We start from the raw sequence: 13,041 nt of genomic DNA, 5'->3' as shown, positions 1-13,041 counted from the left end.
GTAACAGCACATGGCAACAAATTAGCAAACAGAAGGGCTATCGCTCGCCTGCATGGCGGTACTTGTGAATGGGCTCACCTGTTTGGGCGTGCACAGCGAGAACAGGGTAGACAAAGGGGCCTTGACCGCCGGGATCAGTAGCCTGTGCATACTCATCGTCGGTTTTAGGCAAGTTGTTCTCGGGACACAAATAAAAAATCATCGGCGCACGAATGCTGAACTCACGTGGATCGAGCAGATAGTCCCGCTCAATCACCCCCTGCTGCGTCTTGCTTAAAGCCGGATTGACAATAAAGCGCACAGGGATCGCGACCTCCCACGCCGTGTCTTCATGCTCCGGGGTTATTGCTGGGGCAATCAGTTCCGGCAAGCCCAGGAATCGCGCCAAAACAAAGTCTTTAAACGCCGAGCTACCCCAGTCATAGGCACGCACATGCTGACGCCCATTGACGGTGATAATGACCGTGGGAGTTAGTGTGCGAGACGTGCCTTCCGGGTTTTCCATTGACGCATAGGTCGCTTGTACCTGGCCCTGCTGTTCGATCGCAGACAGAAAAACCGCCAGCGTGCGGCTAGGTACTGCGCGATGGATGATCGGAATTTCCTGCGCATGGGCCGCTTGCGGTGGTTGAAACTCCGCCGACGCACGCCATACCAAGTCATTATCCCCCAGTAAAACAGGTGAAAACGTAGCGCTGGGAAAATACCCCTTGCGGCCACCGCATTGCTCGAGAACGTTACTTGGCGCTAACTCCAGGTAGGCTCGAACATCGGTACGGGCCTGCTGCGGCGAGACACCAAACTCTTCCGCAATCATGCGCGAAGTGACTTTTCGCTCCCACAGCAACTGACGCTCGATATAGCGTAAACGCAACCACTGCGCGTGACTGAGAGATGTTTTGTGCTTATCGAGAAACGTTGAGTAATGCATACGGGCTATTCAGTTTCAATCTGATGTGCGGACCAAGTATAGAAGGTGACCGGAAACAAGACAAATAATATTGTAACTTTATAATAAATAGCAAAGTTACTTTGCATAAACCAGCATCCTGCACTATAGTAATTCCTCTCAGTTGGAGGAGATTATGTCGCTAGAGTTTCTGGAGCAGGCTCGTAATGAATCCATGGCGCGTCGTGAGCTAACCATTCAGTCTCATGCGCTGCTAGTCGTGCGGACGCTGGATTCAATCTATAGCGCCCTACAGCGTAAGCCGTTCGACGGAATCGACTTTGATGCCCTCGCTGCCATCATGCACCTCTTCGACGCCATGCTTTACTACGCTGACCGTGAGCGCCAACCGGGCATGACCCGCAAAGAGGCGGAATTTTGCTTGATTGAGCATCTGGCGGAGGCGTATCCAGAACAGAGATCGTCCGATTACGAGCTGGTGGCAGGCAGGGTTTTTGCGGCGATCAAAGACCCTTTCCGTCTCCGATACTACGACTTCATCGAGCGAGTTCATTCAGATGAGCAGGTGGTTCGCCTGATACGCCACGATCAGGTAATCAGCTCCGATGACATTCTCTGGTCACTGACCGATGAAGGAATGTTGTTCTACACTCTGCGTCTGGACGAAACGCCGATAGAGCGTGCTGCTATTCTGGCTTGGCGAACGCTCAAAACCATCCGTCGTGGCGAGATCGATAAGGCGGTACAGCAGATCCAGTCAACCCAGCGGCAGTTGGAGCAATACCTGATTGGGATGCGGATGAAAGTACGCGCCGCCCAGTCGGGTGATTTGAGTACATCCTATGCGCATGATATCCGTCCCGTACTCAGCGACTCCTTTGATAAGACTCAGGAAGTGCTGGAGCATATTCAGAACACCCTGTCGACCATTACCGAAATGCTGGCTGATGGACGCTCGGAATTGCACTCCGACAAGCTACACAAGCTGCGCAAGGCGCAGGAGATTTTTGCCGAGGTCAGCGCCTTCACGCTGAGCTATCAAGATCGCTTGCACGACGTGAACAAGGATTTTGAGCGGGCTCGCCTGAAGCTAATCATTCCCAGAGACAACACCCTGTTTCGGGAGACTCTGGAAAAAGGTGCACTCAAGCCCTTACTGGCCCATGCCCCAGCGACCGCCGAACAAGGAATGGATGAGCTGGTCGCGCGCCTGCTGGCTCCCAGAAGCCAGGATGACGACCTACACACCCTGCTCGACCTTGAGGCAGTGCTGAACCTGTATCTCGATCAGTTCGAGCAAGTGCTTCCGCGCGAGATCCAGGACCCCACCGAGCAGCCCGTTGCCATTGAAGCCACCCTGCGCGGTATTCCAGATTCGGTAGTTAGGCACTGCAGCGACTGGGTTAGTGACCGTTTGAAGGATCGGGGTCGCGTCAGTTTTGCTGATGTGTTTGACGCCTACGCGAACGGCGAATTGTCCGAACTGGAGCAACAGGTCTGCTTGCTCCACATCGGCAGCTTAGCGGCCAACAGCGACCCCACCATCGAGGTGGATGTGGACGACGACCCTATCGAAACAGCGCTCTGGCGGGCTGACAATATCATTCTACTGACAGCCGCCCCCGCACTGCCCTTTGAGGAATAGTTATGTACGACATGCATCAACAGGCTAAACGCTACGCCGAGATCGCCACGCAGGCGATCATGAGTTCATTGGGGTACAAGATGGGGGATGAGCCGATTCAGCGAGCACTGGATCTCCAGGGCGACGTTCTGTTCTCTGAAATTATCCGTGGCGTCGCGGCCGGCATGAAATTGCGTTACCTCGGCATCCACGAGACATACGGGGTATTGCTGACTACGGATGGTCGTGGCCCTTATGCCCCCACCCTGGGCTGGCTGAATAAGCGCCTGCTGCCTGAAACCGTAGCCGAGCAAATGAGCAAAGAGCGCAAGGAACAGCGCCTCTTCGCGGGATTAACCCTGATCGCGTTGCTGGCTGATATGTTTCCCAATCCCGATGCGGTTCGGGTCGAGTCCGGTCAAACCAGCGGCACCAATGCCGCTTCGGTGGTGATCAAGCTCAACGACGTTGCCGACCAGGTGATCGCTCAACGCAAAGCTGAGGACGACGATGCGGTGGACGGCCTGCTCTTGGCTGCCCGGTTTGTGCAGGAAGAACGCATCCCCCGCATCCACGACGAGAAGGTGGGGCGCGTCTCCAGTATCCGCTCGCAAACGGAAATGGCGATGCGCTGGATACAGCTGCTGCAGGAAGAAGGCTTCCTGGCCGAGGACAGCAGCCTGTCGGGAGAATCCGACTGGTACCCGACCCAGAAGCTCAAACACTATCTGCGCCATACCGGCATCGAAGAGACAGTGCGCTTTGTGATGGATATAGATCCCGCGACAGGGGAGCAGCCGCCCGACCTCGTCGAAACCGCTAACACTCAACACTCGCTGGAGGTCTAGTCATGTGGCTGATTAAACGGGTCTATATGGATGGTGCGGGCCACGAAGAGGCCTTCTACAAAGACCTCACGCTGGACTACATTGGCCTGGCTCAGGCGGCCGATCAGCCTGCTGGCGCAGCACGCAGCACCCCCGCCAAGAACGCGAAGGCCGTGACCAGCACCTATCAGCAACTGGTGAACGGAGGCGGCAAGTCCACCTACATCGCATTGCTGTTATCGGTATTTGAGGCGTCCGTCAACGACTTCACCCAGTACCTGGCCAATCGTCGCCAGAGTGAATACCACTACCGCAATTACTTCCATCAGGAGCTGTCTGTCATCCTGGTGGAGATGGTCAATGAAACCGGCCAAACCCTGCTGCTGGGACACGCCCACCAGCGCCGTGGAGATGATGTAGACCGCGTTCTGTTTATCTGTGACGCGCCCGACTCCCTGCTGGACACCCCGTTTGACGAAGTGCCCTCATACTCGCGCGCCGAGCACAATCCCGAGCTGCGTCCCTACGCCAACACCCTGCACAGCTTTGACGGCTGGCTCAATCTCAAGGCGGGTGGCGACGGCGGTGTGCACTGGCGCAAAACCCGGGTGATCAAAGAATGGCGCGCGTTTTTGCTGGAGCAGCGGATCAATATTGATCTCATCAAAACGATGGTCACCTTCAACTCCGAAGAGGGCGGACTGACCAAGTTCATTGATTACAAAACTGAGCAAGATTTCCTCGGCGCCTTCTTCGAATGCACCATGTCCAAGAACACCACAGAGCAGCTGCGTGAACTGGTGGCGCACGAGGTCGAGCGCCAGGGTGAGCTGGAAGCGATTCGCCGTAACGAATCCTTCCTGAGGGATGTGCTGGCGAACTGGCAGGCGTTTATTGAGCCGGCCCGACAGCTGGAAAGCGCCCAGACGCAGCAACGGCAGATGGATGACGGCTTCCGCGAGACGATGCGTGATCTCACGGCCTTTATTGAGGACACTCAGACAGAGCAAGCCCGGCTCGGAGAACAAGTGGAAAGACTGCAGAAAGAGATTGACCAGACAGCGTCTCACCGCGACATGCAAGGCAAGCGCAAGGCCCTGCTTGAGCACGATTTCGCGCTGCATCAGCTCAACGAACAGCAAGCCAAAGTCGCCGCACTCCAAGACGAGGCCGACACCTGTCAGCGTCAGTTGCAGATCACACGCACCGCCATAGACTACAAAGCCTATGCGAAGGCTCAAGATGCGTACCTCCAGGCGGATGAGGACCTGAAGGTTTTCCAAAGCGAAACAGAAAAACCCCTGCAGGTGATCTTCGAGCGCACCGCTGGCGAGGCGCTGGGCGTGCTGGAGCTGGCGATCAGCGACCATCGCCAGCAGGAGGTCGAGATCACGGAGGCGCTGACACAGCTCTACAAGGAAAGCGACGCCCTCAAGCAGTCCTGTGGCAAGCTGCAGAAGAAGCTTGGCAGCCTGGAGTCGGAGAGCAACCAGTGCCGGCAGGACAAGCGCAAAGGCGAATCACGGCGGGATGCGCTGTGCGAAGAGGGGCTGATCCAGACAGGGGAAACCCCTGCGGCCGCCCAGCACCGACAGGGGTCGGTCTTGCGTGACTCAGAGCAGGTCGAGGCTCAAGCCAAGATCGCCTCAGGTAAGGCCGAGCAGGCGCTGGAAGCGCATCAGCAGGTGGTGGGAAAGGCCTCGGTGGCACAAAGCCAAGCCCAGCAGGCGTTCACCCACGCAGAGCAAAAGCACCTGGCGGCAGTAGACAGCGCACGGGCTTTGGCCGAAGGCTATCAGGCGCTCCCCGCGCCGACCCAGCGCGCCCTTGGTCTTGAGGATACCAACTGGCACAGCGCGCTGTGCGGATCGCAGATCAGCGAGGTGTTGAACGCAGACACGCAAACGCTGAATGGGATGAAACAGCGCCTGCTGGAAGCCCAGCACGAACTGAATGAGTTAAAGCTCACGGGCCACGAACTGGTCACCAAGCAAATTAATCAGGCGCTCAAGGCGTTTTATGCGGCGGGCATTGCGCGAGACAAGATTTGGGCCTTCCCTCACTACCTGGCTTCCGCCTTCAACGACGATGCGCAGCGCATCGCTGCGGTGATTGACCAAAACCCGGGCCGGTATCTGAGCCTAGTCACACTCGATGAAGCGACATTCGCTCAGGTCAGCGAAATCAGTGAGGCACTGCCCTGGAAAGGGGGGCCCGTCGCCATTCATCGGCTGGATGAAGCGCAAGACCTCCGAGGAATGACGCCCGACTCAGTACAGGTCGTGCTCTCAAACCCCGACAAGCACGGCTATAGCCAGGCCGCCTACGAAGCACGGCTGCAGGAGCTAGAGAACATTGTGGCTTCACAAGAGGCCAGTGTGAAGGCAGCGAAAAGTGCCCTCAATACACTGGAGTCCTTCATGAGTGATTGGCGCCTGCACCACAACCAACACGGCAGACATTGGTCGAGCCTGATTGAACAGCACGATCAGGCCCGCTCAGCACTAGCACAAGCCGATGCCAAACTGGAGCAGGCACAGCAGCATGAGCAGAAACTGCGCGGCGAAAAAGCGCAAGCTCAAGCGCAATTTGAAAGCGCCCAGAAGCAGCGCAGTCAAGCCGAAAAAGTGCATGATACGCTGACTCGGTTTGTTGACACGGAATGGGCGGCACACGAAGCCGCGATGATTAAGCTGGATCAACTGGCCGGACAGATTCAGCGGAGCAAAGAAGCCCTCGAGCACCAAAGTGATGAACTGGTGCAGAAAGACCGGGTTGCGGAGATCAAGCGCACCGAGAGCACCCGAATCAGCATACAGATCGGCGAGTGGGACCGCCTGCGCAACAATGCATTCTATTCGGGGATTACGGCGACCGAGGGTGTCGCCGATCGGAGCCCTCAAAATGCGCATGAGGCGGCCGCTCAGGCGCACAAGCAATTGCTAGAGGCAGCCCAAGGCGATCAGGTAACGGCGCTCAAGCAGCAGCGGAAAGATGCTGAGCAGGCGCAACGTGACGCATTTGATCGGCTGTCAGCACATTCAGCCTACCAAGCGCATCCGGATGCGATCAAAACGGCGGCCATCAGTGATCTGGCGTTGATTAACGACCGCATTGCGCAGCTCGAGACGCAGCAGCGGCAATTCACGCAGCGTCAGATTACGGCGCAGGCCACTCTGCATAATTTGACCGAGAAATGCGAGGAGGCGCGCGAGGCGCTGGACGAAGGCTTTGTGTGGGAAGCGCAGCCCACCGAGATCGAAGCGATCCGGACGTCTCTAGTCGAAATCGTCGACAATCTCCATGAAACCAAGCACCAGCTCAAACGCCTGCAGGAACAGCAGACGCTCCAGTCGAAAAAGATCGAGGATGTGAAGGAGCAGCTACAGAGCGCCAAAACAGCTCAGGCAATGATCCAGCCCATCACGCCGACCTCAGCGGCGGGTCTGCCTGCCAAGATCCTGAACATCGCTGAGTATGCCGATACACTGCGTACCCAATGCCAAACGTACGCGCAGTTGAAAGAAACGCTGAAGCAACAAGATGTACGTGTAGCCACAGTCTGGGGACACTTCCGCAAACGGATCGAAGAAGAATCGGCCAAGGACCCGGACGTTCGTGCCAGCCAGGAATACTTGCGACAACTGGATGCGATCGCGACCTATCACGAGGTGCTGGGCGATCTGGATCGGGTCGGCACGGGGATCACGCAGGTATTTGACGCAGTGCAGGATAGCCTGGAGCAGTTTCAGCGCTCGATTGATCTGACCGTTACCCACCTGACCGCTCATCTGGAAGGGGCGATTAAGCTGCTCAAGCGTGCCAAGTCAGTCAGAATCCCGGACGACTGCCCCGTTCTGCCCGGCCGTCCCATTGTGAAAATAACGGACCGGCTGAATGACCTCACCACCGATCTCAGGGGCTTTGCCAGTGCCCGCTTACAATACTGGATCGCCAAGGGTCAGGTGCCCCGCGCGCCCAACAGGGACACCCTGACGGCCGATCTGGTTCAGTCGGTGTTCGGCGAAGGGGCGCTGGAGGTACGTCTGTTGAAGACGAACGCCAGTCGGCCACAATGGACCCATATCACTCGGCTGGAGGGCTCTGGGGGGCAGCGACTCACATCCGCTTTCCTGTTGTTTGTGACGGTCGGCAAGGTGCGAGAGTACGACACGGGTATTTCGAGTGCAGGCTTCTTGCTGGCCGACAACCCGCTGGGCAAATCGAATGCCGATGACCTGATGCGAATTCAGACGCAGATGGCCAAGGCCTACAATATCCAGCTCATCTACTTGACCGGTATTTCGGACGAAAATGCCCAGTCGATGTTTGATAACCACCTCTTCCTGAACAAGGTTCAGAAGCTGAAGCGGCGTGATCTGGTGACTGTTGATAACGACCGCCAAGCGTTGTGGGCGGCCTCCTTGGTCGCCAAACCACAGCCCGTTACGGTCTTGTAAGGTAGGCGTGCTATGAGTGACGTAATGACGTGGCTATCCCGACTGGAGTCAACCACCAACAGACACTGTCTTGCTGCCGGCAAGGGGGCTCGCACGGTGAAGGCCAAGGCGGTACTGGATGAGGTGTTGCGCGCACACCACCAGGAAGCCTTGAGCCATGACACCCCCGACCTGCTGGATCAGGCGATTGCGCAACTGCTCGAGGGTGACTGGCGAGCTCAGCCCAAGCGCGAAGCCAGCTGGCAGACCTATTGGCGAGGCCTCCGCCTGCCAAACGTCTTTGTTTACGAAGGCACCGCAGCCCCTGCGAAGACGGCGCCAGACGTCGCCTGGCATCCCTGGTTGGCGCAACGCATTACAGGGCAGCTCACACCACCGATCAAGGAACGCTTGCAGCAGCTCAATGCGTACCTGTTTCGTCAGACCGAGTACGGCAAACCGCTGTTTCCTGACACGCTCGGACACCGCGAGCGGGCGCTGCTGATCTTTGGGGATGAAAAAGCACTGGATTCCATGCCGCCCAACGGCTGGACGCATGTCTCCCTGACTCTGGCTGACATGGGTGCCATTCGACGGGCACCGCCGCTACCGTATGAATCATCAGGCCACCCCAACCTCCCGGCTGTCATCGTTGAAAACTCCGATGTGTATTACCGGTTGTGCCAAATCAATCGCGACCAGACACGCTGGTCACTGGTAATTTACGGCGCGGGTAACAAAGTGTCAGGCCAAGCAGAGTGCGTGTCACAACTTCTTGAGGAAGAACAGATAAAGCAACTACTCTATTTTGGTGACCTGGATGTTGCGGGCTTGAAAATTGCCTATCAACTACGCTGCAAGCTGCTTGATGCCTACGGTATCAGTCTGCAATTGGATGAGTGGCTCTATGATAAGCTGATCCTCAATCGTCTAGTCACGCCTGAAGGAAATGCCAACAACGAACGGTTTGATTTTGAGTCGCTGTGCGACTGGATGCCGTGCTTTGTTGTACGAGAAATGAAGTCGCTAATGGCAACCCACCAGCGACTGCCTCAAGAAGGTGTGACCGACAGCTGAGGCGGTCAGGCAACAATCTTCCCCTTTTCCAAAATTTCATAGCCCCTACTTCAGGTCGTGGCGATTGTTCTCTTGAACCCTCGATCCCCCGCTCCAACATATACGGGATCAACGTCGCCGCATCGACCGCCTCGCCATAGGTCTGCGCGTGCAGCGCTGCGTAGCGGTCCAGATCGGCCTTCAAGCTTGCTGGGCAGGCGAAGGTCAGCTTGCTGATCTCGGTCTTGGGCAGCGGCCCCAACCGCAGCTTGCGTGTCGTGCTCATTTTGAAGCTCCTCCATTGAAGGCTACCGGCTGGTAAGGCCGCAGCACCAGATCCCGACTGACGATGATGCGCACCGGCAAGCCAGGCCGGCTGGTCAGCGTGGGCTGGATGTTGAGGTTGCGGCGCGTCACTTCCTGGCCGACCTGATTCACCGTGTCTTGCAGGCTGTCGCGGCCGGCAATGATGATCCGGTCGCCGTCCTGGCGGTTCTCCGGGGCCGCCAGTTCGGCGCCGACGCCCAGCAGCGTGGTCAGCACGGCACCGGCGAAGATGCGATCCCAATGCCAATCGACACCATCCTCCAGGCCGGCATACCCGGCCGGGTCGGTGCCGACCAGGTTGTCCAGCATCAGCGAAGACGTGTCCGGCAGGATCACCCGGTTCCACACCACCTGCACGCGGGTCTGTCGGAAAGTGATGTGGATGTGGTTATACGACTCGACGATGTCTACTACAGCGATCTGACATCGCTTTCACCTGAAGATAAAGCGATATATGACCAGGCACGTATTCCGGCCACTTACGCATATGACCAGTACAAGAAGGATGTGATAAAGGCGCTTACTGACCGTTTTGGCTCCGACGTCAAGGTCGGAGACAAGGCCATTGCCGTAGCGGCGAATGGCAGCAGACGGAAAGCCGATGTCATCGCGGCGATGCAGTTCCGGCGTTATTGGAATTTCAAGAGCATCCATGACGCGCAGTACATCGAGGGTATCTGTTTCTTCAATGGAGCAGGAGAACTCATTGCCAACTATCCGAAGCAGCATTCGCAAAACCTGACCGTTAAGCATCAGGGCAGCAATCAATGGCTCAAACCTATGGTTCGCGTCCTGAAGAATATTCGAAGCAAGCTCGTTGATAACGGCACATTGCAACCTGGAATCGCCCCATCATACTACCTTGAAGGCTTGCTCTATAACGTGCCGAGCGACAAATTCAGTTCCAGCTATGCGGACTCCTTCGTCAACGCAATAAATTGGATCCAGAATGAAGCGGACAAGACTAAATTAGTGTGTGCCAATGAGCAGTACTACCTGCTCCGTAGTGGAACGCCAACTTGTTGGGAAAGCTCTGACGCGGAGACATTTATCAACGCCAGCATTGATCTCTGGAATACTTGGTGAGGGATGCCAAAAAACAGGAATTCGCCGTGAAGACAGTGCGGCCTGCAAGCAGGTGGAGCTAAGTATGGGTGGTCGAGTCATCAACCTTTTCATGTGGGGATACCAAGAGCACTACAGAATAAGTCTTCAAATACTCGCTCGCGATGTCCTCAAGGCTTTGGGGGCGCCGACGGAGGCGGAGGTGCTCCTTGTTGGAGCGCGCAGCCCCAATAGCGAATGTAAAGCTCCCGCTTTTAGTTGCACTGCTGATTAGAGTTTTCCAATTGGTTGTATTTCGCCATGGCGGAGGGACAGGGATTCGAACCCTGGAAGGGCTTTCACCCTTGCCGGTTTTCAAGACCGGGCTATTACGGCTTGATTCCCTTTTATAATCAACTAGCTAGAGATCATCAGTATAACGCTTTCCCGTTATACTCATGGCCTTTTGACTCGTTCCCGCCTATTTTTCACGCCTTCTGGTTCCCCCCGTCGCTTCTTCGAGATACTGTATGGATCACCAGTATCAGTAAGAGGAGGCCATCATGCCAATGACACTCATCCCAGCCCACCCTGCTCCGCCCCGTGCCTATCTCCCCTTCCCCCTGACACTGACCCGCGCGGGCATTAGTGGGTTTCCGTCGCCGGCCCAAGACTATGAAGGCCGGACGATGGATCTCAATGAGCTGCTTGTCAGGCGCCCCTTGAGCACCTTTATCACCACCGTCGATGGCGACAGTATGCTCGACTACCATATCTACCCTGGGGACCTGCTCGTCGTCGATAGCTCCCTACGCCCTCACCATGATCAAGACATTGTGGTCTGCGTGGATGGGGAGATCATGGTCAAGCGCTATAAGCTCATGCAGGGCAACATCCCTCTCCTCTTCTCCGGTAACCCGAACTACAAGCCCATCTCTCCCCGAAATTGCGATTGTCAGGTGATCGGCGTCGTCACTCACGTGATACGGAGCCTTCGCCAGTGATCGCACTCATCGACTGCAACAACTTCTACGTATCGTGCGAACGAGTTTTCCTCCCAGCGCTCGAGGGCAAGGCCGTAGGTGTGCTCAGCAATAATGACGGCTGCGTGATCGCTCGGTCAGCAGAGATCAAGGCGCTCGGCGTCGAGATGGGCACCCCGGCGTTTGAGCTGCAGCACTTGGTGCGCCAGGGCAAGATAGTGCTGCTCTCCTCGAACTATGAGCTCTACGGCGACATGTCCGGCAGGGTGCAATCGATAATCCGCGAATACTCTCCCGCGATAGAGCCGTATAGCATCGATGAAATGTTCGCACGCTTCGACGGATTCGAGATAGGCCCATTGAGAGAGCGATGCCTGGAGCTACGCCAGAGGATCGGACGCGGCACAGGGATTCCGGTCTGCATTGGCGTGGCACCCACCCGAACGCTATCCAAGCTCGCAAACAGGGCGGCGAAGAAGATACCTGCCTATGACGGGGTCTGCATCATTTCCCCTGACAGTGCCGAGACAAAAGGCCTGCTGCAGCGCACCGAGCCTGGTGATATCTGGGGCGTCGGCCGGCGCCTTGTCGAGCGCCTCGCGGTGATGGGCATTCACAATGCCTGGGATTTGCGAAATGCTGAGCCAAAGCGCATCCGCAAGAGCTTCTCGGTCACGCTCGAGCGCACTGTGCTGGAACTCAAGGGAATCCCGTGCATCGAGATGAACGATGCCGACGAGCCCAAGCAGCGGATCATGACATCGCGCAGCTTTGGCAAGCTGACTCGAGACCTGGGCGAGATACGCCAGGCGATCCGGCAGCACGCCCAGCGCGGGGCAGAAAAGCTCCGCCAGCAAAACAGCTTGGCCAGAGCCGTGATGGTCTTTTTGAAGACCAACCCCCATCGCTTCGATCCACAGTACTCGCCGAGCATGATCGTCGAGCTTGAGCGCCCCACGGATGATAGCCGGCCAATCCTCGCCGCTGCCCGCCATGCGCTGGATCAGATCTACCAGCCTGGCTATGCCTTTATGAAAGGCGGCGTGATGTTGATGGACCTGGCGGACAAAAATCGCCAGCAGATCTCGCTCTTCGACACACCGCAAAGCGACGCCGATCGCGCCCGAGCCGAGCGCCTCATGCAAACGATGGATATGCTGAACCAGCGCATGGGACGGGGCGTCGTCAGACTGGGAATGCCTAGCCCTGGTGCTGCATGGCACCTGCGCTGTGCCAACCGCACATCTAGATGGTCAACGCGATGGGACGAACTACCTTCCGTCAGGGGAGACTGACCCGGTTGCGCCGGGTGAATGCCAGTGATATTGAGTAGTGATCTAGCACACGAGAGACAGACATGTACCCAGCCCCCATGTCAGATGATGAGATCCTGGCAAAATTGCGCTCGAAACCCGCCAGCCGGGTGTGCAGAGAGGCCGCCAGGCGGCTCGAGGAACTGTTGAGAGAAAGGCCGCTCGTGATGAGCGGCCGGAATAACTCAGACCCCTGACGACAGCGCACCGGTGGCGCGCTGCATTGAATGCGCAGACCGAGCCGCCTCGACGATATGCTCGTGGCATTCGTTGGCATGCCGGCTGCCCAGCGCCTGTAGAGCGGGCCCCAATTCACGCTGCCAGCGGCCGAACAGCCATTTCGCGTTATAGCAGAGCAGTCGCAATTCAGCGGCCTGACCTGTATCCAGAATCACGCAGCCTGTCCTGCGCCTCCAGTAACCGGGGTGCCGTAAAATCAACCAGCGGTTGAAATTTGGTCTACACCCCGTAGACTGATTATTCGCAGTCCTGATATATGCACGTCGGGTCTGTACCGA

At 57.0% G+C, this 13,041-nt stretch carries 10 protein-coding genes and 2 pseudogenes; 8 read left to right on the top strand and 4 right to left on the bottom strand.

The genetic code is table 11. The features are described from left to right. Positions 1-37: 37 nt before the first annotated feature. A complete protein-coding gene (locus HJD22_RS11815) occupies positions 38-931 on the bottom strand; it encodes a WYL domain-containing protein (protein ID WP_208654682.1) in 894 nt (297 codons plus the stop codon). 154 nt (positions 932-1,085) lie between these two features. Between HJD22_RS11815 and HJD22_RS11810 the strand changes: the two genes are divergently transcribed. The 4 genes from HJD22_RS11810 to HJD22_RS11795 are packed head-to-tail and all read left to right on the top strand — an operon-like array spanning position 1,086 to position 8,877. Further along, the gene (locus tag HJD22_RS11810) at positions 1,086-2,555 is read left to right on the top strand and encodes a hypothetical protein (RefSeq protein WP_208654681.1); all 1,470 of its coding nucleotides are present in this window, start codon (positions 1,086-1,088) and stop codon (positions 2,553-2,555) included. Between the two features lie 2 nt (positions 2,556-2,557). Continuing rightward, positions 2,558-3,382: a hypothetical protein gene (locus HJD22_RS11805; RefSeq protein WP_217267757.1), complete on the top strand. Its 825-nt coding sequence runs from the start codon at positions 2,558-2,560 to the stop codon at positions 3,380-3,382. A 2-nt stretch (positions 3,383-3,384) separates the two neighbouring features. Further along, positions 3,385-7,821 (top strand): hypothetical protein, encoded by a 4,437-nt coding sequence (locus HJD22_RS11800; RefSeq protein ID WP_208654680.1) that lies wholly within the window; start codon positions 3,385-3,387, stop codon positions 7,819-7,821. Positions 7,822-7,845: 24 nt separating this feature from the next. Beyond that, positions 7,846-8,877, top strand: a complete 1,032-nt coding sequence (locus HJD22_RS11795; protein ID WP_208654679.1) for a Wadjet anti-phage system protein JetD domain-containing protein — start codon at positions 7,846-7,848, stop codon at positions 8,875-8,877. Positions 8,878-8,927: 50 nt separating this feature from the next. On the opposite strand, the pseudogene HJD22_RS11790 reads toward HJD22_RS11795, so the two are convergent. Then, a pseudogene (locus HJD22_RS11790) lies at positions 8,928-9,142 on the bottom strand (DUF2274 domain-containing protein). After that, positions 9,139-9,561, bottom strand: a pseudogene (locus HJD22_RS11785) (TrbI/VirB10 family protein); the annotation flags it as partial. The pseudogenes HJD22_RS11785 and HJD22_RS11790, both read right to left, overlap by 4 nt. Between HJD22_RS11785 and HJD22_RS11780 the strand changes: the two are divergent. From HJD22_RS11780 to HJD22_RS11770, 4 genes are all read left to right on the top strand, one after another. Then, the gene (locus HJD22_RS11780; RefSeq protein WP_217267756.1) at positions 9,562-10,269 is read left to right on the top strand and encodes a hypothetical protein; all 708 of its coding nucleotides are present in this window, start codon (positions 9,562-9,564) and stop codon (positions 10,267-10,269) included. It begins immediately after the preceding pseudogene. Beyond that, positions 10,166-10,522 (top strand): hypothetical protein, encoded by a 357-nt coding sequence (locus HJD22_RS18115; protein ID WP_367947654.1) that lies wholly within the window; start codon positions 10,166-10,168, stop codon positions 10,520-10,522. The genes HJD22_RS11780 and HJD22_RS18115 overlap by 104 nt, the downstream gene beginning before the upstream one ends. A gap of 268 nt (positions 10,523-10,790) precedes the next feature. Next, positions 10,791-11,231: a LexA family transcriptional regulator gene (locus HJD22_RS11775; protein WP_248730234.1), complete on the top strand. Its 441-nt coding sequence runs from the start codon at positions 10,791-10,793 to the stop codon at positions 11,229-11,231. Beyond that, on the top strand, positions 11,228-12,505 hold the full coding sequence (locus HJD22_RS11770; RefSeq protein WP_208653627.1) for a Y-family DNA polymerase: 1,278 nt from the start codon (positions 11,228-11,230) through the stop codon (positions 12,503-12,505). Before HJD22_RS11775 ends, HJD22_RS11770 begins: the two co-directional genes overlap by 4 nt. Positions 12,506-12,708: 203 nt before the next feature. Here HJD22_RS11770 and HJD22_RS11765 read toward each other — a convergent pair whose 3' ends face one another. Then, entirely contained in the window at positions 12,709-12,918 is a 210-nt protein-coding gene (locus tag HJD22_RS11765) for a hypothetical protein (RefSeq protein ID WP_208653628.1), read from the bottom strand. Positions 12,919-13,041: the final 123 nt, after the last annotated feature.

The sequence above is a fragment of the Halomonas sp. TA22 genome (genome assembly GCF_013009075.1).
Classification (GTDB): Bacteria; Pseudomonadota; Gammaproteobacteria; order Pseudomonadales; family Halomonadaceae; genus TA22.
Note: the sequence above shows the minus strand (reverse complement) of the source record. Positions and strands in the feature narration are given on the sequence as shown.

Bases quoted from the DNA above. Each gene is read 5' to 3' on its own strand.
- HJD22_RS11815 (WP_208654682.1), bottom strand. From the start codon at position 931: ATGCATTACTCAACGTTTCTCGATAAGCACAAAACATCTCTCAGTCAC.
- HJD22_RS11810 (WP_208654681.1), top strand. From the start codon at position 1,086: ATGTCGCTAGAGTTTCTGGAGCAGGCTCGTAATGAATCCATGGCGCGT.
- HJD22_RS18115 (WP_367947654.1), top strand. From the start codon at position 10,166: ATGAGCAGTACTACCTGCTCCGTAGTGGAACGCCAACTTGTTGGGAAA.
- HJD22_RS11775 (WP_248730234.1), top strand. From the start codon at position 10,791: ATGCCAATGACACTCATCCCAGCCCACCCTGCTCCGCCCCGTGCCTAT.
- HJD22_RS11805 (WP_217267757.1), top strand. From the start codon at position 2,558: ATGTACGACATGCATCAACAGGCTAAACGCTACGCCGAGATCGCCACG.
- HJD22_RS11800 (WP_208654680.1), top strand. From the start codon at position 3,385: ATGTGGCTGATTAAACGGGTCTATATGGATGGTGCGGGCCACGAAGAG.
- HJD22_RS11795 (WP_208654679.1), top strand. From the start codon at position 7,846: ATGACGTGGCTATCCCGACTGGAGTCAACCACCAACAGACACTGTCTT.